Origin of the sequence: Nostoc sp. S13, from assembly GCF_029379315.1 — a bacterium.
Lineage (GTDB): Bacteria > Cyanobacteriota > Cyanobacteriia > Cyanobacteriales > Nostocaceae > Nostoc.
Map to the genome: position 1 here is coordinate 1 of NZ_JAQYWQ010000108.1, position 23,736 is coordinate 23,736.

At 37.1% G+C, this 23,736-nt stretch carries 20 protein-coding genes; 15 read left to right on the plus strand and 5 right to left on the minus strand.

Features of this window, described 5'->3' with window-relative positions:
* Positions 1-284 precede the first annotated feature (284 nt).
* From PUQ00_RS25595 to PUQ00_RS25605, 3 genes are all read right to left on the minus strand, one after another.
* Entirely contained in the window at positions 285-755 is a 471-nt protein-coding gene (locus PUQ00_RS25595; protein WP_335029974.1) for a deaminase, read from the minus strand.
* A 35-nt stretch (positions 756-790) separates the two neighbouring features.
* Positions 791-1,204 (minus strand): hypothetical protein, encoded by a 414-nt coding sequence (locus PUQ00_RS25600; RefSeq protein WP_300422022.1) that lies wholly within the window; start codon positions 1,202-1,204, stop codon positions 791-793.
* A gap of 145 nt (positions 1,205-1,349) precedes the next feature.
* Positions 1,350-1,565, minus strand: a complete 216-nt coding sequence (locus PUQ00_RS25605; RefSeq protein ID WP_300422023.1) for a hypothetical protein — start codon at positions 1,563-1,565, stop codon at positions 1,350-1,352.
* Positions 1,566-2,572: 1,007 nt separating this feature from the next.
* On the opposite strand from PUQ00_RS25605, the gene PUQ00_RS25610 reads away from it, so the two are divergent.
* The 12 genes from PUQ00_RS25610 (at position 2,573) to PUQ00_RS25665 (ending at position 16,939) form a co-directional block, all read left to right on the plus strand.
* Complete coding sequence (locus tag PUQ00_RS25610; protein WP_300422025.1) at positions 2,573-4,777, plus strand: polysaccharide biosynthesis tyrosine autokinase; 2,205 nt, start codon at positions 2,573-2,575, stop codon at positions 4,775-4,777.
* Positions 4,778-4,852: 75 nt separating this feature from the next.
* Positions 4,853-5,794, plus strand: coding sequence for a hypothetical protein (locus tag PUQ00_RS25615; protein WP_300422026.1), 942 nt, complete (start codon positions 4,853-4,855; stop codon positions 5,792-5,794).
* A 50-nt stretch (positions 5,795-5,844) separates the two neighbouring features.
* Positions 5,845-6,861 (plus strand): glycosyltransferase family 2 protein, encoded by a 1,017-nt coding sequence (locus tag PUQ00_RS25620; protein ID WP_300422028.1) that lies wholly within the window; start codon positions 5,845-5,847, stop codon positions 6,859-6,861.
* A 46-nt stretch (positions 6,862-6,907) separates the two neighbouring features.
* The gene (locus PUQ00_RS25625) at positions 6,908-8,230 is read left to right on the plus strand and encodes a flippase (protein WP_300422030.1); all 1,323 of its coding nucleotides are present in this window, start codon (positions 6,908-6,910) and stop codon (positions 8,228-8,230) included.
* 51 nt (positions 8,231-8,281) lie between these two features.
* Positions 8,282-9,208 (plus strand): glycosyltransferase family 2 protein, encoded by a 927-nt coding sequence (locus tag PUQ00_RS25630; RefSeq protein ID WP_300422031.1) that lies wholly within the window; start codon positions 8,282-8,284, stop codon positions 9,206-9,208.
* Positions 9,209-9,245: 37 nt separating this feature from the next.
* Positions 9,246-10,466 carry an O-antigen ligase gene (locus PUQ00_RS25635; RefSeq protein ID WP_300422033.1) on the plus strand — a complete coding sequence of 407 codons (1,221 nt, stop codon included), beginning with the start codon at positions 9,246-9,248 and terminating at the stop codon, positions 10,464-10,466.
* 42 nt (positions 10,467-10,508) lie between these two features.
* Positions 10,509-11,336, plus strand: coding sequence for a methyltransferase domain-containing protein (locus tag PUQ00_RS25640; RefSeq protein ID WP_300422034.1), 828 nt, complete (start codon positions 10,509-10,511; stop codon positions 11,334-11,336).
* Between the two features lie 62 nt (positions 11,337-11,398).
* Positions 11,399-12,670 (plus strand): glycosyltransferase family 4 protein, encoded by a 1,272-nt coding sequence (locus PUQ00_RS25645; RefSeq protein ID WP_300422035.1) that lies wholly within the window; start codon positions 11,399-11,401, stop codon positions 12,668-12,670.
* A 24-nt stretch (positions 12,671-12,694) separates the two neighbouring features.
* Complete coding sequence (locus PUQ00_RS25650) at positions 12,695-13,711, plus strand: hypothetical protein (protein ID WP_300422036.1); 1,017 nt, start codon at positions 12,695-12,697, stop codon at positions 13,709-13,711.
* 118 nt (positions 13,712-13,829) lie between these two features.
* Positions 13,830-14,705 carry a glycosyltransferase family 2 protein gene (locus PUQ00_RS25655; protein ID WP_300422037.1) on the plus strand — a complete coding sequence of 292 codons (876 nt, stop codon included), beginning with the start codon at positions 13,830-13,832 and terminating at the stop codon, positions 14,703-14,705.
* A gap of 137 nt (positions 14,706-14,842) precedes the next feature.
* On the plus strand, positions 14,843-15,994 hold the full coding sequence (locus tag PUQ00_RS25660; protein WP_300422038.1) for a glycosyltransferase family 4 protein: 1,152 nt from the start codon (positions 14,843-14,845) through the stop codon (positions 15,992-15,994).
* Positions 15,995-16,120: 126 nt separating this feature from the next.
* Positions 16,121-16,939: a WecB/TagA/CpsF family glycosyltransferase gene (locus tag PUQ00_RS25665; RefSeq protein ID WP_300422039.1), complete on the plus strand. Its 819-nt coding sequence runs from the start codon at positions 16,121-16,123 to the stop codon at positions 16,937-16,939.
* A 654-nt stretch (positions 16,940-17,593) separates the two neighbouring features.
* Here the strand turns inward: PUQ00_RS25665 and PUQ00_RS25670 are convergent.
* Both PUQ00_RS25670 and PUQ00_RS25675 read right to left on the minus strand, forming a co-directional pair.
* Positions 17,594-18,676 (minus strand): endo-1,4-beta-xylanase, encoded by a 1,083-nt coding sequence (locus PUQ00_RS25670; protein ID WP_300422041.1) that lies wholly within the window; start codon positions 18,674-18,676, stop codon positions 17,594-17,596.
* Between the two features lie 382 nt (positions 18,677-19,058).
* Positions 19,059-19,361, minus strand: a complete 303-nt coding sequence (locus PUQ00_RS25675; RefSeq protein WP_300422043.1) for an acylphosphatase — start codon at positions 19,359-19,361, stop codon at positions 19,059-19,061.
* A 277-nt stretch (positions 19,362-19,638) separates the two neighbouring features.
* Here PUQ00_RS25675 and PUQ00_RS25680 point away from each other — a divergent pair, with 277 nt between their 5' ends.
* From PUQ00_RS25680 to PUQ00_RS25690, 3 genes are all read left to right on the plus strand, one after another.
* Complete coding sequence (locus PUQ00_RS25680; protein WP_300422045.1) at positions 19,639-20,016, plus strand: DUF1823 family protein; 378 nt, start codon at positions 19,639-19,641, stop codon at positions 20,014-20,016.
* 342 nt (positions 20,017-20,358) lie between these two features.
* Positions 20,359-22,017: an alpha-amylase family glycosyl hydrolase gene (locus tag PUQ00_RS25685; RefSeq protein ID WP_300422047.1), complete on the plus strand. Its 1,659-nt coding sequence runs from the start codon at positions 20,359-20,361 to the stop codon at positions 22,015-22,017.
* Between the two features lie 199 nt (positions 22,018-22,216).
* Positions 22,217-23,287 carry a 3-deoxy-7-phosphoheptulonate synthase gene (locus PUQ00_RS25690; RefSeq protein ID WP_300422049.1) on the plus strand — a complete coding sequence of 357 codons (1,071 nt, stop codon included), beginning with the start codon at positions 22,217-22,219 and terminating at the stop codon, positions 23,285-23,287.
* The last annotated feature ends 449 nt before the right edge of the window (positions 23,288-23,736 follow it).

The window sequence follows — 23,736 nt, forward strand, 5'->3', positions numbered from 1 at the left end:
TTTGACTTTGCCACTCTTCAGATGTACGGAGCTTGTTCAAAACTCAAATAGGATTCCTATAGTTCAAATAAATGAGAACTACTGTAAGTTGATACAATTACAGAGTTGTCAATATATCTAGATGATTGACTTATTGCAAAGATTTTTGGGAAAATGGTACTAAGTTGCAATTGTAACCTAACTCTTCAACCATTAGACATCTCCAGAAATTAAATATGCCTTATCTAGAACCCTTGTAGAGAAGCGAAATTTCGCATCTCTACATTCTTTTTCGGAGATGTCTATTACTTTATTAGATATTGGTTGAGAAAAGCATTCACCTCATTGGCGCATAACCCGACATTAAGTGTCTTTCCTCCTTTTCGGAGAATGTCCAATCCTTGACCATTATTACGGGGATCTGGATCAATTATAGATACATATATTTCATGTATACGACGATCTTCAGCGATCGCTAAAGCACATGCAGGTGTGCGTCCATGAAAAGAACAAGGTTCAAGAGTTACATACATTTTCAAGAACTCGAAAGCTTTGCCTTGAATCTGGTTAAGTGCGTCAGCCTCAGCATGGTGTTTTCCCGGTGCCCGCGTGTATCCTTGAGCTACTATCTCTTGGGCATTTGTGATTATACAGCCTACTGGTGGGTTCGGCAAACATTCCGGCAAAGCTTTTCTGCTTTCAGCTAAAGCAGTAAGCATAAATATTTCATCCATTTTTGAACGTAAATTATCTAGATACTTTACACTACCAAGCATTAGTTATCTATTGTTAAAAAATTCCTAGATCAAAACTAAGTAACTGTCACACTAATACCAGAATCGAGCTTAGGAACCTTGAGATACTCAATTGGCTCAGTACTTTGAGAACTTTGGATATTTGTTGGCTTTTGACATTGCTTAAAGAAAGCGTCTGGGTTCTTGATGAACTGAAGCGGGTTAATATTTTGGCAGCCTCGCTCTCGTACTAGTGAAATTGATTCAGTAGTTTGTTTTGGATTATTAGTCTGTCCGATAAAATTACTCCATGTAGTGTTAATCGTGGCTGGTTCCGTCAACAAAACTCCAGCCTGCTGATTGCGATCGTGAAACAGCTCCTTTGGAGCATCGCCTGTTGTCATGGGAACATTCTCTTGGTTGGCATAGGCACTCTGGGAGAGAGCGAGTGCGCTAATCACAACGACTAAGGTGATACAGGAGGATTTCATAATTCAATTTCTTAACATTTAATGTCAGTTTAATAATTACAATTGGCTAGATACGAAAACCAAAAAATAGCAGCCTGTTTGAGTATTTTAGATTAACACAGCTAGTAATAAATAGAGATAAACTTCATTAAAAATATAGTGAAGTCTAGTCAGATGTAGACTTTTGTCTGGGAGGAGGTAGTTGAGCAATCCATGCTGCAACCACGTCGGAACTTGACACTCGCCTGTTATCTGCTTGCTGCCGTAACTGTGCTAACTCATATTCTGTTACCCATATTAATAAGTAGGTCGGCGTAAAAATTTGTCGTTGGCATAAGACAGGAGGTAGACAGAAGTTCGAGCGTCCGAAGCCAGCCCTCAAACTTCAAAGAGGCAGGAGCGAAGAAGATTGTAGCCTAGTTTATCTTTGCTCACATAGTTTGGTTTTATTGTACCAACTTATTTACTAGCCCTTTATCTCTCATGTGTGTTTCCATCCGGTTATACAAATAAGGCGATTTCTGATGAAAAAAATACCTATGTTGACGAGTTTCGACAACTCTTGGAGACGCTACGCGTAGCTTGCTTAAGAGCAGGGGTACGCTTAACTCTCGACCACTAAGTTGGTTGAGGGTTCGCGTAGCGTCTCGCAGAGAAGTGGAAACCAACGGCTATGGTAATTTTATTCCTAGAATTCACCTAAGCTGATATATACAGCAGATTGCAAGTCTTTACAAATTTCATACTAAAATCACACAATCTTAGTATTGCAGTCCCACATCGTTGTCAAAATAAAGCATTATTCCGAGTAAGAATTAATTGTTGCTGAAAGCCTTTTAAACACCTTACATAAATATCTATCCAGTCTTTACAAGTGTTCCTTTTAACTGCACAAAGCTTAGGGCTGAAATGGTTCTATTGCTTGTAGACTGGCACAATTGCTCTATTTCTTACACTTCAACCATTAATTTATCTTGTCTTTTCACAGTCAGCGAATATACTGCCATGTATAAATTGTTTGTAAAGTTATTCAATTAAGTCTTTTTACATAATATGATGTTGAGTATTAGATTACTAATCAATATTTACATCAGTAATAACACCAAACTAAGTTAACAAAAAAATGGAACGCCTCTAAATCAGGAAGAAAGTTGTCAGTTATCCTGTCTTTACTGTCAGGAGAATATCAAGCAATATCAGTTAATATGGCGACTGATGAAACTATTAGCTTGCTTTAAAGATTGAACAATCTCAATAAAAAGGCATTAGCTGCTGACAATTAACCCAAATATTACCATCGGCAAGTAAACTACAGTGCTACTGCCGGAAAAATACTGAGAAAAATCTGCTGTAAGTAAATAGTCTTTCCTTATAAAATTTGTATATATTATGACGATGGAATCTTTACCCAACTTTGAAGAAGTAAATATTCAGAAATACTTAGAAGTTATTCAACGGCGTTGGCTACCTCTAGTCGGAATTTTTAGCATAGCTGTTACCCTTGGATGCTTGTATGCGTTTTCACTAAAGCCTTCATACAAGGCAGAAGGAAGTTTGATGATTAAAACAAATCGCTCTTCCTCACTTACAGGCTTACCGCAAGACATAGGACGGCTAGAAGCTTTGAATGTGAACGACAATCCCCTGGAAACTCAGGTGAGAATTGTTGGTTCAAATCCAGTGATTGAGAAAACAATTAATTCCCTTAACCTCAAAGATAGTAAAGACAAGCCTCTGTCGATTCCCGATTTGGCAAAACAACTAAAAATAGAAGGAATCAAAGGCACTGATATCGTACAACTTTCTTATAAAGGCAGTAATCCAGAACTGGCTGCCAAAATCGTCAATGAAGTTATTGATAGTTATATCGACCTAAATATCAAGGCTAATCAGAATGAAGCACTGACAGCCAAAGAGGTTCTCGTAACGGAAGTACCCAAAGCTGAGGAAATTGTCAGAAGAGCCGAATCAAAACTGCGGCTATTTAAAGAAAGGAATAAAATTGTTGTCTTAGACCAAGAAGCAACCGCAGCAGTCGAGACAATTTCCAAGTTAGGAAATCAAATTTCTCAAGGTTTGGCTCAACTAGATGATGTCAAAGGTCGTTTAGAACAGTTACGCAGTGAAGCTCAGGTAGATTCACAACAAGGTGTAATCGAATCTGAATTGAGTCAAGCACCTGGGGTTCAGAAAGTGCTTGCCCAACTTCAAGAAACAGAAAGCCAACTGGCACTAGAGCGGACTCGTTTTGAACCTGGACACCCGACAATTATTAACTTAGAAGAAAAAGTCGTAGCTCTTAATAGCTTGCTAAAAGAGCGGACAGGACAAGTAGCGGGTACAGCGCTGATAACGCCGGGAAGTTTACAGGTTGGACAACTGCGGCAAAGCCTAATTGCAGATATTACTCGTGCTCAGGCAGAACGCGTTGGTCTAGAGAGACAAATTGGCACACTCTCGCGACAGCAAAATGCCTACATCAAACGAGCAAATAATTTGCCAAGGCTAGAACAGAGTCAACGAGAGTTAGAACGGAAGCTGCAAGCAGCTCAAACTACTTACGAAACACTATTAAAGAAACGTCAAGAAATTGATGTTGTACAGAACCAAAAGATTCCTAATGCTCGTGTCATTTCCTATGCCTTAATTCCCGATAAATCAGAAGGGCCGCGCAAAATCCTGTTTATTGTTGGTGCAGCAGGAATTGGTCTTTTCTTAGGTATCATTATCGCCTTTAGTTTAGACTTGATAGACCGCTCAGTTAAGACAGTCAAAGAAGCCAAAGAAGTCTTGAAATACACTATTTTGGGAGTGATTCCTACACAAGGTAGAAATGGTAAAGCTCATTCTCCTATAGCAGGACTGGATAGACCTATTCCTAAAATCATTGGCAGAGATATTCCTTACTTCCCTCTTGGTAACGCCTACCAAATACTACAAGTGAACTTGAAGTTCCTCCGTTCTGATAAACCTCTCAAAAGCGTTGTAGTTACAAGTTCCGTTGCCAAAGAAGGAAAGTCTGACGTATCTGCAAATTTAGCTGTGACTATGGCTCAGGCGGGGCGTCGGGTGTTGTTGGTGGATGCAGATATGCGTCATCCCATACAGCATCATATTTGGGGGCTAACAAATGCAATCGGACTAAGTAATGTCATTGCTGGCCAAGTTTCTTTAGATGCAGCTGTGCAAGAAGTGATGCCTAATCTGGAGGTTCTTAGTTCGGGAGTTTTGCCTCCCAATCCAGTAGCAATGCTAGATTCTCAACGCATGGCAACATTAATTAGTAACTTTGGGAGAGATTACGATTTTATAATTTTTGATACGCCTCCTCTCTCAGGAATAGCAGATGCTGCTGTTTTAAGCACCCTCACTGACGGTATTTTATTAGTCGTTCGTCCTGGAGTGGTTGACTTGAACAGTGCGAATTCAGCTAAAGAGTTTTTAACTCAGTCAGGTCAGAAGGTGTTAGGGATAGTCATCAATGGTGTGAATACTAAAAATGAACCTAATAATTATTTTTATGACACCAAAAAACGACAAATTGAACAAGATTTAGTATCTAGCAGCTTAACAAAGTTTTCCAAAAACCGTTAAGTTTTCCTCTGGATTGCGAAAGCGAGCCTGACTACAACTATGTCCAACCAATTTTTTGACCGTAGGACTAAATTAATGACATTAAGCAAAAATCTCAAGCAATTCGTAAAATCAAATACTCCATTAGCTAAATGGAAAGGCTCTCTTTATACAAAAGTAATAATTCTCAAAAATTATATCAGAAATTATGATATATATCAGCAAATTTTATCTCCTCAACAGAGTAATCAATTAGTTAGCAATCTGATTAAAGATAATAAACCTTTTATGATTAGTCGCTTTGGTAGCACAGAAGCTTATTGTGTACATGAATACCTAAAAGGAGGTTATAAGGGATCTATATTTGAGTCAATGTCTAATGATTCTGGTTTTTTCCCGGTAGATGAAAAACATCTAGATCGATTTAGTCAACTTTTTCTAGAATCGTCAAAATATATAGATGCTTTGGGAGTATGGCTTCAAATTGGAGAGCCGGAAATTATCAGAAATTCTTGCCGAAAAGCTTCTTTTGTTGAATTAAATACACTAGAACCTTATTATCACAACGACCCTTGGAGCAAGAATCTTGAGGGAAAAAAGGTTTTAGTCATTCATCCTTTTGCAGAAACTATTTCATCACAATATAATAACCATAGAAAGTTACTTTTTGAAAACCCAAATATTCTGCCTGAATTTGAATTGATTACCTTCAAAGCAGTTCAGTCTCTGGCTGGAACTCAAACCCAGTTCAATACTTGGTTCGATGCTTATGATTGGATGTGTAATCAGATTAAAGATCAAGATTTTGACATAGCTATTATCGGATGTGGTGCTTATGGACTTCCATTAGCTGCTTACATTAAATCTCTGGGTAAACAGGCTGTGCATCTTGGAGGATCAACTCAAATTCTTTTTGGAATTAAAGGCAACCGTTGGGATAAGATTCCATTTTTTCAGTCTCTTTATAATGAATTCTGGGTGAGGTGTAGACCTAATGATATTCCTACAAATCCCTCGAAATATCCAGCCTATTGGTAATTATAGGTTGTCAAAACTTTCTCTTTTGTTCACTAATGAGGCATTTTTATATGGATAAAAATAAAATTAAAACATCTTGTTTAATTAATAATTACAATTACGCTGAATTTCTCTCAGAGGCAATTGATAGCGCTTTAAATCAAACAGTTAAATTTGATGAAATTATTATTGTTGATGACGCATCCACAGATAGTTCTGCGGAAGTCATCACTAAATTTACTCAATTAACTAATGTTAAATCTATCTTGAAAGAAAAAAATCAAGGACAATTATCATCCTTTAATAAAGGTTTTTTAGCTGCAACTGGGGATATTCTATTTTTTTTAGACGCGGATGATATTTATGAACCTCAATATTTAGAAACCGCCCTAAATTTTTATAACAGACGTAGTGAATGTGATTTTCTTTTTTGTGGGTATAAAAAATTTGGGGCAGTAGAAGAAACATTTCAAGCTGATACAGTTGATTTAGATTTGGGTTATTCAGTAATCAGAACTTTATATAGTGGTGAATGGATTGGCTCCATAACTTCAACATTATCAATGCGTAAAGAAATAATCAGAAAAATTTTGCCTATTCCAAATATAGAAGATTGGCGTGTCCGGGCTGATGACTGTCTAGTATGGGGAGCTTCTTTGGTAGGGGCTAAAAAATTTTATATGTCTAAACCTTTAGTGATGTATAGAATACATAAAAATAATCAGTATCATAACAAGAATTTTTTAGACGTAGATAACAACTATGAATACAGGAGATTCTGGAAACGCAATTCCTTATTTAATTACATCCTGCAAAAAAATAATTTTAGTTTACCGTTATTATTGGCTTTCACTTCTCTCAATGAGTTAAAAACCATACAATATCCACAAGTTGAAGATTTTATTTCATATTTGAAAATAATATTTTTGTTTGAGCAGAGTTTTTTTTGGAAAACAAAGGGCATCGTTTTCTTATTTAGCTATTTTTTGAAAACTTTGATTAGTGGTAAATCCAAAATGGCGATAAATAATGTGAAATCCTGGATAAATCCACGTTATTTTTTACTTTGGAAAAAAATTGCTCGATAGAGCTTGATAGGGATAGAAAATGTCAGATGATTAATTCCTCAAAATAATGTTAAGTAAATTAAAAATTAAAAACTTATCAAAATTTAAATCTCGTTCTGGGCTACGTGCAATTATTACCAACACAGGTTGGTTGTTTGCTGACCGCATTCTACGTATGGGTGCAAGCTTGGTTGTAGGAGTATGGGTAGCACGCTATTTAGGAGTACAACAATATGGTCTCTTTAACTATACTTTAGCTTTTGTTAGCTTATTTAGCCCAATTTTCACTCTCGGACTGGACGACGTAGTAGTTCGCCATATTGTCCGTCAATCATCAAACAAAGAAGAAGTTTTAGGAACCACTTTTTGGCTAAAATTTCTGGGTGGAATTGCTTCTGTTTTATTGGCAGTTAGCGCTATGTTTTTCTTAGGTGAGCATGAAACACTGAAGATATGGCTAGTTGCAATTTTAGGAATGGCAGGAATTTTTAGAGCGACTGATACTATTGAAGTGTGGTTTCAATCACAGGTGCAGTCAAAATACACTGTGATCGCTAAAAACACAGCATTTCTGCTAAATAGTGTTATCAAAATCGCACTAATTTTAACAAAAGCACCATTGATAGCTTTTGCTTGGGTAACATTAGCAGAATTTGCGATGAGTGCAATTGGCTTGCTGATTGTTTACCAAGTCAAAGGGTCTTCGTTGTGGTTATGGCGTTGGAGTTTCTCTGCTGCTAAAACTCTTATGAAAGAGAGTTTACCTCTAATTTTTTCGGGGTTTGCTATCCTGATTTATATGAGAATAGATCAGGTGATGTTAGGTCAAATGATCGGAAATAGTGAGGTTGGAATTTATTCTGCTGCTGTGCGTGTTTCTGAAATTTGGTATTTTATCCCGGGAGCTATTGTTTCTTCTGTGGCTCCAGCAATTTACGCAGCTAAGGAAAAATCAGAAAGTCTTTACTATCAGCGAATAGGAAATTTACTCAGTTTAATGACATGTATATCTTTGGCAATTGCTCTTCCAATGTCATTCCTGTCTGACAAGATAATTATGGTGATGTTTGGAAATGGATATGCAGAAGCAGGAGCAATATTAGCAGTTCATATTTGGACTTCTTTATTTGTATTTATGGGTCTTGCAACATCACCTTGGTTTATTGCTGAAGGTTTAAACCACGTTTCTTTAGGTAAGACTTTATTTGGGGCAATACTAAACATTGTTCTCAATTTATTTCTTATTCCTAAATATGGCGGACTTGGGGCTGCGATCGCAACAATAATATCTCAAGCTGCTGCGACTTTTTTATGTAACGCTTTTGATTCAAGAACCCAAAAAATATTTAAGATTCAGGTGCGATCGCTTCTGCCTTTTTACAAATATTGAGCATTCTTATCTAACCTTTGTATATCAAGGACACTAACTAAATTAATCAAAATGCAAACACCAGTAACTTTAATTATTTTCAAGCGTCCACAAATAACAGAGAAAGTTTTTGAAGCTATTCGCCAGGCAAAGCCAACAAAACTTTTTGTAATTGCAGATGGGCCCCGCAATGACCGCGAAGGTGAGGCAGAAAAGTGTCAAGCAACTAGGGCAATTATTGAGAAAATTGATTGGGACTGCGAAGTTATCAAGAATTATTCTAATATCAACTTAGGTTGTGCAAAACGAGTATCTAGTGGTTTAGATTGGGTATTTAATAATGTTGAAGAAACAATTATTTTAGAAGATGATTGTATCCCTCATCCAACATTTTTCCGATTTGCTGAAGAAATGCTAGAAAAATATAGAGACGATACTAGAATAGCCACAATCTCTGCTCAAAATCTTCAATTCGGACGAAAACGCACAAATTACAGTTACTATTTTTCTCGCTACAACCACTGCTGGGGTTGGGCAAGTTGGAGGCGTGCTTGGCAACATTATGATTTGACCATCAAACTCTGGAAAGAGGTGCAAGCAGAAAACCTTTTACATGACATTCTTATAGACCCAAAAGCAGTACATTATTGGCAGCGAATATTTGAGTCTGTTTATAACAATCCTACAGGTATAACCTGGGATTACCAATGGACATTTGCTTGCTGGATACAGGGTAGCTTAAGCATTATTCCCAGTGTGAATTTAATCTCTAATGTTGGTGTTGGTGCAGACGCAACTCATTTCACTTCCAACCAAGAATTTTCCTTCATGAATATGTCGATGGAAGCAATGGAATTTCCTTTAAAACATCCACCTTTTATTGTAAGGAATATAGAGGCAGATAATTTTACGCAGAAAACAGTCTATAAAGCAACTGCATTGGATATTTTTAAAGAGGAAGTGAAGAAAAGATTGAATTATTCAAATATAAATAAATAGTAATCAATGGAGTAAGTCAATAAATTAAATGTCAGCGATGAACGTAAAATTAACCGAAAAAATATTAACTATCTTACTATTACTTATTGCTGTAGGGGCATTAACAATACACCCTGCACAAGAACTTTCAATGTCTACGCTTGGAGGCGATAAGCTAGATACTTTATTCAATATAGTTTCATATTTAATCCTATTTTATTTTCTAATTTCATACTGGAAAGGTTTTCTTTATGTAATTACTAAAAGTCCATTACAGTTTTTATTACTAGGAATAGTTATATTTTCTATTTTGTGGTCAGAAGACCTAAATTCTAGTCTGATTTATATAAAAGGGCTAATCCGAATATATTTTCTTGCAATCTATTTGGCAATGCGTTATTCCCTTAGGGAACAAATGAGGCTAATAGCTTGGGCGCTTGGGGCAGCTGCATTATTATCTATGATATTCTCTGCATTCATCCCAGGTTATATTCACAAATCACCTGAATTAGTAGATATGTGGAGCGGAATTTATGGTCATAAAAATGAATTAGGTTACATGATGAATTGGAGTGCAGGAGTTTTTTTGCATCTTGCCCTTAGTAGCTATCGATATCGCTGGTTAATGTGGGCACTATGTGGGTTATCTATATGTCTAATTATCCTTACACGTTCAACAACATCTTTGGCGATACTATTGACAATGATATTACTTTTGCCTTTCTATCAATCCTTTAAAAAAACTAATTATAAATTACAAGTTATTATGATTACTTCAGCTTTAATGTTACTCATTATTTTTTCAATGTTACTGATTAATAATGCCGAAACTATAGTTGGGACTTCTGGTAAAGACCTTACCTTGAATGGACGCTCTGACCTCTGGGAGCTAGTGATGCCCAAGGTTTTGGAAAGACCTTGGCTAGGTTATGGATATTCGGCATTTTGGACTAGTAATGCTGCATCTAAGCTGAGAGCCACTTATGATTGGGCAAGTAATGCTCACAATGGATTTTTAGAACTATTGTTAGAATTAGGATTATTAGGTTTTTTAACTTTTACCGCAGGGTTTATCCGGTTCTTTGTAATGGCATTGACTAGAATTATTTCTGTTGCCGAAAAACCGGAAGATTATTGGCCAATGCAGATGCTAGTTCTCATCGTCATAGTGAATTTCTCAGAAGCAAGATTATTAACTCCAGGTTGGAATTGGTTGATGTATGTCACAACATCTCTATCTCTGACTCTTAGTTGTCAGCGAACACCAATATATAAATAGGTAAATAGTTTACATACTTCGATAATTGAAAGGAGAAAAAGCATGAAAAAGTTAAATTTTGGATGTGGACACAGATTTTGTTCAGAATGGGTAAATATAGATTTTAATTCTGAGCATCCTGAAGTAATTGCCCATAACTTACTACAACCACTCCCATACCCTAAAGATTATTTCGATGTCATTTATAGCAGTCATGTCCTAGAGCATTTCTCTCAGGATACGGGAGAAATGCTGGTAAAAGAATGCTATAGAGTTTTAAAACCTCAAGGCATTTTACGCATCGTTGTTCCTGACTTAGAGCGAACCTGCCGGGAATATTTAAGAATTATCGACAGTCTGGAAAATCAGGAAACAAGGAAACAATATGAATGGATTATTATTGAGTTAATCGACCAATTGGTAAGAACAGAGCATGGTGGCTTGATGAAAACTTATTGGCGACAAGTGCTTGAAAACAATGATGAATCATCCATAAAATATGTAGAAGCCAGAACAGGTGTTAAAATCAAAGAAGAGATGGCAAATAATAATACTAATTCTTTGGTAGAAAAGGTATTTAGTATCAATCAAAATAAAATCAAAAACAAATTTAAATACCTCTATCTTGACATGGTAAAAAGGTTGATACCACGGTATGTCCGCAAGTCTATGATAGATGAAACGTCCCTTGGGGAAAAACATAAGTGGATGTATGATAGCTATAGTATGAAAGCGCTCTTTGAAAGAGTTGGTTTTTCGGATATTAAATTTTTGGATGCCCATACTAGTGATATTCCAAACTTTAGTGATGAAGTCTTAGATATAAATGCTGATGGAACAGTATATCTACCAGGCTCGTTATATTGTGAGGGCATCAAGCCAAATAAATAATACTGATTCTCTCCGATAGAGAATCAGTATTATCAAGTATATTTTTTGAAGTTAAATCTAACATGAACGTCTTGCTCCTTAGTACCCAGGATGTGGCTGGTGGTGCGGCTCGTGCTGCATACCGCTTGCACAAAGGGTTACAAAATCTTGACTTCCAATCACAAATGCTGGTGCAAGAAAAATATACTGATGACAAAACAGTTATCGCACCTAAGATCAGATTATTTCAAGGCATCGCTAAGGCAAAGTTAACATTTGATACTTTACCTTTAAAGCTTTATTCTCAAAAGCAAAATACTCCATTTTTTCTTCAATGGTTGCCAGATAGAGTTATTTCTCAAGTTGCTAAAATTAATCCAGACATAATCAATTTGCATTGGACTAGTGCCGGTTTTATGCAAATAGAAACTCTTGCTAAACTAAAGCGCCCTTTGGTCTGGACAATTCATGATATGTGGGCATTTACTGGAGGATGCAGCTATACTGGAGATTGCGATCGCTACCAAATATCCTGTGGAGCCTGTCCTCAACTGAACAGTAAAAAGGATTGGGATTTATCCCATTGGGTATGGCAGCGTAAAGCCAAAGCTTTGAAAAATTTAAATCTGACAATTGTTTCGCCAGGTTCTTGGTTAGCCGAATGCGCCAAGTCTAGTTCTGTGTTCAAGAATTTGCGAATTGAAGTAATTCCGAATGGGCTGGATACTCAAAAGTATAAACCTGTTCAACAAAGTTTAGCGCGAGAATTACTAAATTTACCTCTAGATAAACAACTTATTCTATTTGGAGCGCTAGATGCAACCAATGACTGTAGAAAAGGTTTTCATTACTTGCAACCAGCACTACAAGAATTAAGCAAATCTGGCTGGAAAGATAAGTTTGAGGTCGTTATTTTCGGTGCATCTCAACCCGATAATCCACCTGATTTAGGCTTCCAAACACACTATTTGGGACACTTACACGATGATATCTCTTTAGCAACTGTTTATTCAGCAGCTGATGTGATGCTTGTACCGTCTCTTCAAGAATCTTTTGGACAGACAGCTTCTGAATCACTCGCTTGTGGTACTCCAGTTGTGGCGTTTAATTCTACTGGCTTAAAAGATATTGTTGATCATCAGTTGAACGGCTATTTGGCTAAACCTTATGAAGTTGAGGATTTTGCCAAAGGAATTACCTGGGTACTTGAAAATGAACAGAGGTTGCAAAAGCTGTCATTCTATGCTCGCGAGAAAGCCGAACAAGAATTCACGCTGGAACTTCAAGCACGCCGTTATTCAGCTTTGTTTCAGGAAATATTGATGAACGCAAAGAAATCTTCATTGACTAATTAACTTAATAAACAAATACTTCATAATATGTCAATACCTGTAGCTTTTATAATTTGTACAGAACCTGGGCGTTTAGAAGGTCAATCTTTGATGCTTGCAGAAAGTATTCGTAAGTTCTGCGGCGAATTGAAAAATACACCTATATATAGTTTTCATCCGAGAGTAGGTGAACCGATATCAAAACAAACCCAAGATGCGTTTGAAGCGTTACAGGTGACTCATCAACAAGTTCCGATAAATCGAGAATTTCATGAATATTATTTAGCCAATAAACCCCTGGTTTGTGCCTATGCAGAACAAAATATTGATGCAGAAATATTAGTTTTTTTAGACAGTGACAAATGCTTTTTTTCGGAGCCAAACGAATTTTTATTGCCAGTAAATTGTAACGTTCGCATACGGCCTGAGTATGGTCAAGGAATTGGTTCTACAGGCCTGCGAGACCCTCAAGAATGGTACTGGCAAAAACTATATGAAGTGCTGGGGGTAAAACGCGAGGTATTTGTTGACACCCCAATTGGTAATAAAAAAATCAGAGCCTACTGGAATTCTGGTTTGGTTGCTGTGAGAAGGAGTGCAGGTATATTTACAACTTGGAAAGAGAATTTTGAAAAAGTAATGCGGCTCGATATTACTCCTCCCCAGGGTATTTATTTTGTTGAGCAGTCTGTTTTGTCGGTGACTTTATGCGCCTTGGAAGAAAACGTCGAACATCTTCCTCCTAATTATAGTTATCCCTTACCTTTACATAACCGGTTATCAACAGAACTAAAAATTAAACATTGGGATGATGTTATATCGATTCATTATTTCAACTTATTCTTCTATAAGGATTGGAATGCACAAATCAAAAGATTGAAAAAAATCAATATCAATTCAGATAAATATCGATGGTTATGTCAAGAGGTTGTCAAACTTAATATGCCTCGCGTATCAGTTTTGCATCGAAATATGTTGGTAGTCAGAAGAATGGAGCAAAAACTAAGGAACTTTAATTTAGATATTAATTTCAGTGGCTGGATAGAAAAAATGGCAAAATTATAAGCTGATCCAAAAATATATGGAAGGGAGAAATTTGATATTTCGATGATGAAGATAAAATTGTAAAACTGACATATAACTTTATTATTTTGATTCAGAGATATTATATGAGGGAAATGAGATGAAGCAAGCAAACCTAGCCGTAATTATGACCTGCTATAACAGGCGTAATACAACTCTTGCCTGTTTATATGCTTTATATCATCAAAAAAATGATTGTGATGTTTATTTAACTGATGATGGTAGCTCTGATGGAACGGCAGAGGCTGTCAAAGCAGAATATCCAGAGGTAAAAATTCTTCCGGGTAATGGCAATTTATTCTGGGTGGGAGGAATGCATCTTGCCTTTGGTGAGGCGATAAAAAATCAATATGATTATTATCTCTGGTTGAATGATGACACATTTTTAGAAGCCAATGCTGTGAGTAAATTATTACAAACTCATCAAAATTTGACTGAAGAAGGCTATTCAGACTCAATTGTAGTTGGTTCAACTAAAGACCCAATGACAGGAAGAGCAACTTATGGAGGAGCAGTAAAATCCAAAAAGTGGTATTCTAACAAGTTTGAATTTTTAGAACCAAGTGCCGTTATCCAAAAATGCGATGCTATGTATGGTAACTGCGTACTAATTCCTAAAACTGTTGTCGCAAAAGTTGGCAATATTGATACAGCTTTTGTTCACAGTTTAGGAGATTTAGATTATGCCCTCAGAGCGCGTAAGTTGGGTTGTCAAATATGGGTAGCTGCTGAATATGTTGGTACTTGTACTAAAAATTCTATCCGCAATAGTTGGGTAGATACCAATTTAAATATATTAGAACGCTTGCAAAAAGTGCTGCAAATTAAAGGATTTCCATTGAAATCCTGGACTATCTTTTGTAGCAGACACTCTGGCCCATTCTGGATACTTTACTGGTTCTTACCCTATATCAGAGCAATTATTGGTTACAAGAATTTGGCAATTTCACCTACATTCTCTGAGGACATCAATTAAGTTAACTCATAAGTTTGATAATTGCGCCAAAGTTATTAGCCAATAATATTTGGATAATTTATAACCATCTGAATCAGTTGGCTAATACAGTTTCAAAAATCAATTTTTTAAATTTTTAAATAATCAGCAATCATTTTATGGTAAAACGCTTACTAATTGTCTCAACTCTCGATTCTAGTCAACCATTTGGTGCTTTTACTAGACCTTTTTATTTAGGACAATATCTTACTGAATATTTTGATGTTTTTCAGTTAGGATTAGATTGTTCATCTGTTAATTATGCACCTTCTGTTTCAATTGGCTCAAGAAGCTTGAAGTCATATATTCAAGCTATAGAAAAGTGCATCGACGAGTTTTGTCCAGATATTGTGTATGCTCAAGAAACACTACCTGGATTGGCTGCTTTAATTTCACTGAAGTTGAGAAAATACAGTAGATCTTCTCTTGTATTAGATTTTCATACATTTTCGGCATATGAATACTGGATGCGTTTGTTTTCAGTTGAGAATCCTTTCAAAGAGTTAGCACAATGTATTAAAACATATATTGCTCAGGGAATTTTGATATTCTCTGGCAGTCCAATTATTGCAGCAGGTGAATCAATTCCTAAACTGATCTCCCAATGGTATGGTAAAACTCCACAGCAGATTTATTGCATCGGTAATGGAGTCACTGAAGACTTACTAAATACAAAATCTCTTCCTGAAAAAGACCCCTATCAAGCATTCAGACCAGCGAAAATAGTGGTTCTTATTGCTCCCAAAACATTTCAATTTCCAACTAATGATATGTCTGTGTCAATGACTATTGAGGTTGCTAAATATCTTCAAAGTCATCAGCAGAAAGTGCATTTTGTTGTCATTGGTAGGGATAGTAGTGATATTTCAGAACCAATACCCTCTAATATTTCTTTTTTAGGCTTTTTACCAAAGAGAGAAGATTTTGTTGCCCATCTTAAATATGCAGATATTGCTTTGCTCCCATTCTCAAAACAAGCAGTAGCAGGTGGCGCTCGCAATAAAGCATTAGATTATTTTGCTAGTAGAAAGTTAGTTGTATCAACACCAGAAGGCTTGCGAGGTTTAGAAGAATTTCGCCACTTAGAACATCTTTTAGTAACAGGATACTCTAGCAAAGAAGTCGCTGACACAGTGTTGGATGCAGCTTCAAATCTTGATAAATATCAATCACTTGTAGATACAGCATATACCTTAATTACACAAAAATATTCTTGGAATGCAAGAGCAAAGAATATCACGGAAATCCTCATGGAAGTAAGTCATTATTAGTTATATCTGTTTGAGATAAGTATTAACTAAGAAAATCCAACCTTTTTAAATATTTAAATATTGAAGTATTGAAAAAATGCTCAAAATTCCTTTTACACCTTCACTTTTGCTGTGAGATAAACTATCATGCTTTCAAAAGAAAAACAAGATATGAAAAAACAATTTTCTTATAAACTCCTTGGTGCTGAAGTGGATGCACTCTCTATCCTCGACTTAAATTTATTGATTGAAGAATCTATCGTTAATAATAAGAAATGGATTATTGCTAATCACAACTTGCATAGTCTTTATCTCTTCCATAATGCTCCAAAAATGCAATCTTTTTATGCCAAGGCAGAATATACTCATATTGATGGTATGCCTCTAGTGTTTATTGGAAAGCTCTTGGGTTTTCCAATGAAACGGGAACAAAGAGTAACCTATGCTGACTGGATATGGCCTCTGATGGCGGAAGCAACTAATAAAGGCTGGCGTGTATTTTATTTAGGTTCAAAGCCAGGAGTTGCTGAACAAGGAGCAAGTATTTTGCGCCAGAGATTTCCTGGTTTACAGATTACTTGCGCTCATGGCTATATTGACAGGGATAAAGATAGTCAGGAAAATCTCGCTACTCTGGCTGCAATTAATGCTTACAAACCCAATATATTAATGGTGGGTATGGGTATGCCATGTCAAGAGTATTGGATTTCCGAAAATCTTGAACATATTCATACCAACACTATTTTGACTAGTGGAGCCTGCATGGACTATGTAGCAGGAGCAATACCCACTCCTCCTCGCTGGATGGGAAAGGTGGGCTTGGAATGGTTGTATCGCTTGTTTTCTGAACCTAAAAGACTTTGGAGACGTTACTTAGTTGAGCCTTGGTTTGTTGGCACATTATTTTTACGAGAAATTTGGAGTATTTCAAGTCAACAAAAAAAGAATAATAAGTACAAGATTTAACAAGTTCGCGCCTTACCAGTATGGTCGCTTGGTTCGTCACGAATTTATCCAAACAGAATAAAGGCATCAGTCGTCAGAATTCAGCATGAATTCTGTACGACTGGCAAAGAGCAAGTGTGCGTACTCCTGCAAAGAAGCAAGCTAGCAAGAGCGTCTGAATAGATGGGTTCAAGACCACAGACAGCGAGTCCGCGTACCCTACTAGACAAGCAAGCTAACAAGAGCGTCCCGCAGAGAGCGTCTTGATTCTGACTTCTGAATTCTTCTTCAAGAAATACTTTACTAAGGCTTAATCATTAAACATCTCCGAAAAAGAATGTAGAGAGGCGAAATTTCGCGTCTCTACAAGGGTTCTAAATAACGCATATTTAATTTCTGGAGATGTCTATTAATTATTCAGCACACGTTATTCAACTTTCATCCTCATGAATAGTGAAGAATCTCGCCACATTCTTCGCTCAGAATGATACTTAGGCACTTACCAATAATAAAATGCCCAGCCGTCGCTTTCGCCCGAAAGGCGAAAGCGACAAAGATATAGTCGTGTAGCCACAATATCCCGTGATCTGGCTGGGTATTTTATTTTTTTGATCTCCCTTAAAAGCGCTATTTACGCCTGATTGGAGTATATTCTACTGGTAATGAAGGAGTTGCTTACTGAAAAGCCTGGGCAATAGCATTGCGGGCAAGTTTAGGTTGCAGGTTCTCATCAAAGGGAAGCGGACGCAGAAATTGCCAGAGATTTGGATTGTCTCTAAAGGTTTTTCCTGGCATCCAGTCGGGATGACGTATCCAGGTATGACGATCGCTAATCCCCCAGGTAATCACAGTATCAACTTTAGCCGCAAAGCACAAGTCAAGATATCGCTTGTAACTGTCGGCTACCATCTGGTCTAGCTTTTCGATACTATTGGGTAATGGGGTATCAATGATAATATCTAATTCTGTGATTATTGGTTTAACTTCAAGATCATTAAGCCGTTTTAAGACGGAATTAAATCCTTCCTCGTCAAAAGCATAGGCAGTAGAAAACCATAGATGCGACTGGATACCTGCCCCGTCAATTTTAACCCCATTATTCTTCAGATATTCGACCATTTTTAAGAAATGCTCTGATTTCCATGTAGCGCCTTCGATGCCGAAATCGTTTAGGTAAAATTCCTTGCTGTTATCAACTGAAGCGGCAATTAAAAACAAGTCTCGAATTAATTCTGGTTTTACCCCTTTACGCAAACCGTAGGTAGCGTTATCAGTTTCATTTTCATTATCAGCGATAATTTCATTAGCAATATCCCAAGACTTTAAAACGGGGCTATTGCGATAATGCCCCATGACTCCGGTAACATGGCGTTCGATCATCTCAAGAGTGGGGGGGTAAGGAACCCAGTCTGGTTTTCCCATGTGCCAGAAAAGGGTATGCCCGTGCAATTCCATATTATTGTTTTGGCAGAAATCAGCGATCGCATCTGCTGATTCAAAGGTAAATTGTCCTGGCTGTGGTTCAGTGGCGTTCCATTTTAATTCACCGTTCGGTGTTGCGATCGAACATTCACGAGCAATCAAGTCAGCGTAATCCTTCTCTGTTAGCAAAAATTCACCAGAAATTGCTGTGCCATAACGCTTTCCTTTGGCAGCAGCTAATTGCCGAAGAGGAGAATTTGCATTTGTATCTGTATAAGCCATAGCAGCATTTATGCTATGGTCTTGTTTTTCCTTATCTTTTTGTAAAAACCCCATAGCCAATAATGCCGAAAGGGTTGTGTATCCTGCTCTTTTTAAGAATTTTCTCCGATAAGGCATCAATTATACTTAATAAAAAAGACACAAAATATTATATTACGACTAGAGAATAATACAGAATAAGTTTTGATACTTTTTGAGGTTTAGTTTTCTTTGTATGATCGCAACGCTTTAGCTTGATGAGCTAACAACCAGGAGACACAATAGACTTATCCGGAAATGAGAACTTTATTTGGCTGAAACCTAGCTCTGGAGAGGGTTTTAGAGGTTCCTGTTTTATATAAGCTAAAAAGCCAGCTATGTAAGGGTTTCAGCTATTTTGAGGTTTATTTGTGGATAAGTCTAATGGAAGATATTCTAACTCCTAACTCCTAACTATTTACTCAACCCGCTTAACTTCAAATTTCCGCAACCCTTCCGGTACTTCATACTCAACCACAATATCTTTAACCATAGCAGCAGGTGGCCCGGAGTAACACCAGCGAAGCATTTCATCTACAACCTCTCGCGCCCCTTCAAAGACTGCCTCTACTCGACTATCGGGGAGATTCCGCACCCAACCGGTTAATCCCAACTGGCTAGCTGTATCCACAGTGGCGTAGCGATAGCCCACTCCTTGGACTCGGCCAGAAATGAATACATGGGCGCGGATGATCTTTGGTACTGCTGTGGAATTCTGCATAGACTGGTCTAATCTTTACGATTTCCAGTCTACCTAGTTTGTGTATACACAACCTGTTTTTAACTCTAACTCGCAAAATTAATTACGGTCTTCGTCATCGTCATCGTTGCGATATCTGTACTGGCGGTCTTTGTCTTGTCACTGTGATTTCTCTACTAGCGATCGCTATTATCCCACTCTTGATCACGTCTCCCCATATCAGTCGTAGTCTAAATACCTGAAAACTGCTGTAATTTAATCAGTAATCAGTTTTTCCACTTGGAATTTTGAATTGTTTATGTCTAACCTGCCACCACTCAATATAGAAACAATTTGGGCAATTCTTGACGAAAAACTTGATGATGCCACAGTTAACGAGTTGCTATGGCATTATTTGGGCTATCGCTATGATTCCTCAACTGCACAATGGGACACTAGCCAAGTTGCACCAGAATGGCAGAATCAGTATCCACAACCACCAGATTTCATTGCATCTCGCCCTGCAACAGTCAAGTTAACTCGTTCCATTTCTGCGGAAAATAAACAAATGTTAAAAGAAAAACTGGGTTTCAAAGGTTACAAAATTGGTGAATTTGGGCCTCGGCAAACTCGCAGGGCGACGGCGGCGAATTGGTTGTTAAGTTATCTGCAACAAACCAACGACAAAATTGAGTAACCTGATCAGCAGATATTTTGCAAATAATATCCTATCTTTACTGAATATCTGCTGTATTAGAATTTAATAAAAACTATTGATTTTTTTACTGAATTTTTGCAGTTAGATGTAATAAGATTTTAAAATTAGTAGTTTTATAGGTGAAATCTGTATTTTAGTCAATTACTATAAATGCTATAAACAGTTAAAGATCAAAACAAGATAGTTAAGTTTTATAAATCATTAATAAATTATTCCTGAAGATATAAGCACTCATTATCTAATTCTTTCTGTAGAGCGATTTGCAAATGAATTGAACATCAGAGAATACTTATATCAACCCTTGATATTACAAACACTTCTATGGCAAAGCCAATTGAATTTAATTTATTTGCACCTTATAACAAAGGAGCCGCATTAATTGGTTCTTTTTCTGATTGGCAAGAAATTCCAATGGAAAAAGGTGATGATGGTTATTTTCGCACAAGTGTTGAACTAGAAGACGGCGTTTATAAATATAAATTCCGCATTCAATCAAATTCATGGTTTTTTGAACCAGAACAATGGGTTGATGTTACAGACCCCTATGCAACTGATATAGATGAACAAAGTGGAAAAGATGATGGTGTTATCCGAGTCAAAGATGGCAAAAGGATTACCGATAATTATGTTTGGCAACATGATGATAAACCTTTACCTGCTGACCAGGAATTGGTAATTTATGAATTGCACGTTGGTGACTTTTCTGGTGGCGAAGATGATCCTTATGCACGAGGCAAGTACAAACACGTCATTGAAAAGTTAGATTATTTGTGTGAACTAGGAATCAATGCTATTGAGTTGATGCCACTTAAAGAATATCCTGGTGATTATAGTTGGGGTTATAACCCCCGTCACTTCTTTGCAACAGAATCAAGTTATGGTTCGACTGCTGAGTTAAAAAAATTGATTGATGAGTCTCACGCCAGAGGTATTCGTGTAATTCTTGACGGAATTTATAACCACTCAGAAGCATCTGCTCCCTTAACACAAATTGACCACGATTATTGGTATCATCATGAACCTCGTGACCCTGATAATAACTGGGGCCCTGAGTTTAATTATGAACATTATGACGAGAAATTGGATATTCATCCAGCGTGGAAATTTATTGGTGATACAATCCGTTTTTGGATTGGGGAATATCATCTTGATGGTATTCGCTATGATGCAGCACGGCAAATTGCTAACTACGATTTCATGCACTGGATTGTTCAGGAAGCCAAAAAAACTGCTAGCATGAAGCCTTTTTACAACGTTGCCGAACACATTCCTGAAACTCCCAGCATTACCAATGTAGATGGGCCAATGGATGGTTGCTGGCATGACAGTTTTTATCACTGCATTCTAGAACATATCTGCGGTGATACATTTGATTTAGAGCGTCTCAAAGATGTCATTGACTGCAAGCGCCAAGGCTTCTTGGGTGCCACTAATGTCGTAAATTACCTCACCAACCACGACCATAACCATGTCATGGTTGAACTGGGGAACCGTGAGATTTTTAATGAAGAAGCCTTTAGACGGGCTAAATTAGGGGTAGCCATCTTGATGACTGCCGTTGGCGTACCTTTGATTTGGATGGGAGAGGAATTTGGCGAGTACAAACCTCAACAACCTGAATCAGCCAAAATTGATTGGACGCTGTTAGGTAATGATTTAAACCGTAGTTTATTTGATTCATACAAAGGCTTAACCAACCTGCGTAAGAATAATCATGCTCTCTACACTGAAAATATTGATTTTATCCATGAAAATCCAGAGGCAAAAGTATTAGCTTATACTCGTTGGAATGATCAAGGTTCTCGTGTAGTCGTAATAGCAAATTTCTCAGAAAACTTCCTAGCTGGCTATCATGTTCCTAACTTTCCTAGCACTGGTACATGGCACGAGTGGACAGGCAATTATGATGTCGAAGCTAGTGACGATGGCATCATCGCTGATTTGGGGCCATACGAAGCCAAAGTATTTGTATGGCAGTAATGATATAGGCTACCACTGAGTCAGTAGTCTAATAGCAAAGAAAAAGGGGGAATATTTTCCCTCTTTTTCAGTTATTACCTTACTCGTATACAGCCTCATCAGAAATTTGTCAAGTAAAAAATAAGCTATTTTAAAATTTTATGGGTTTGTGTTACACTTTTGAATTGAAGTGCTTATATAAAATTGATAGAGCATCCCTATGCACAACAAATTCTTTAATAGTAACATTGACAACGCTAACATTGACAACGTTAACATTGAGAATGATCGCGTTTTGTTAACTCCCAATCAAGTCAAATCAAAATTACCTTTAACAGAATTAGCCGAACAAAGAGTTTTAGCATATAGGAAGGAAATAGAACATATCCTGAATTTTCAGGATCGCCGAAAATTTCTAGTAGTTGGGCCATGTTCAATCCACGATCCAAAAGCAGCGCTCGAATATTCTGAGAGGTTGAAAATATTGTCCGAGCGAGTTAAGGATAACCTGCTACTAATTATGCGAGTTTATTTTGAAAAACCAAGAACAACCATAGGCTGGAAAGGGTTAATTAACGATCCAGATATGGATGATTCTTTCCATGTAGAGAATGGTTTATTAATCGCACGGGATCTATTATTAAAAATTACAGAATTGGGATTACCTGCTGGTACAGAAGCACTAGATCCAATCATACCTCAATACATTAGTGAACTGATTACATGGTCTGCGATTGGAGCACGCACGACAGAATCACAAACTCACCGCGAAATGGCAAGTGGGCTTTCGATGCCTGTGGGTTTTAAAAATGGTACTGACGGCAATATTCAAGTAGCTTTGAATGCCCTACAATCAGCTGGAAACCCGCATAATTTTATAGGAATTAATCAAAACGGACAGGTTAGCGTATTTCAAACTAAAGGCAATGCCTACGGTCACGTAATTTTAAGAGGTGGTACTCAGCCAAACTTTGATCTAGCAAATGTCAAACTGGTAGAAGAGAAATTAAAACAGGCAAATTTACCACCGAGAATTGTTATTGACTGTAGCCACGGCAATAGCAATAAAGACTACAAATTACAAGGTGCTGTCTTAGAAAATATTATTCAGCAAATAGTGGATGGTAATACATCAATAGTTGGCATGATGTTGGAATCGCATTTGCATGAAGGTAGTCAAGCAATTACTGGGAAAGAAGAATTAAAATATGGTATTTCTGTAACTGATAAATGTATTGGCTGGGAAGAAACCGAAAAAATTATTTTGGCTGCTCACGAAAAACTTAAATAAATAGACTTATCCGGAAATGAGAACTTTATTTGGCTGAAACCTAGCTCTGGAGAGGGTTTTAGAGGTTCCTGTTTTATATAAGCTAAAAAGCCAGCTATGTAAGGGTTTCAGCTATTTTGAGGTTTATTTGTGGATAAGTCTAATAGATAATGTAGGTTTTCTGAGGCTTTGAATCTTACTCTCCAACGCTAGTAGGGCTTGTGATTACCCATATATGACAATCCCCGCTTCGTTTTTATCCCGCCTCGCAATAGAATTCCAAGGCTAATAACTAAAGTCCTTTCAAGAGGACTAAACAAGAATTTTAGTCCTAGGGTGTGTTAACGCGATAGCATAATGCACCTATTATCTGTTAACGGTGCGTTAGGCTTAACGATTAACCACAGTTGAAGAAGAATTCAGAAGTCAGAATTCAGGAGTCAGAATGCAATCAGTGGGGGATTCAGACC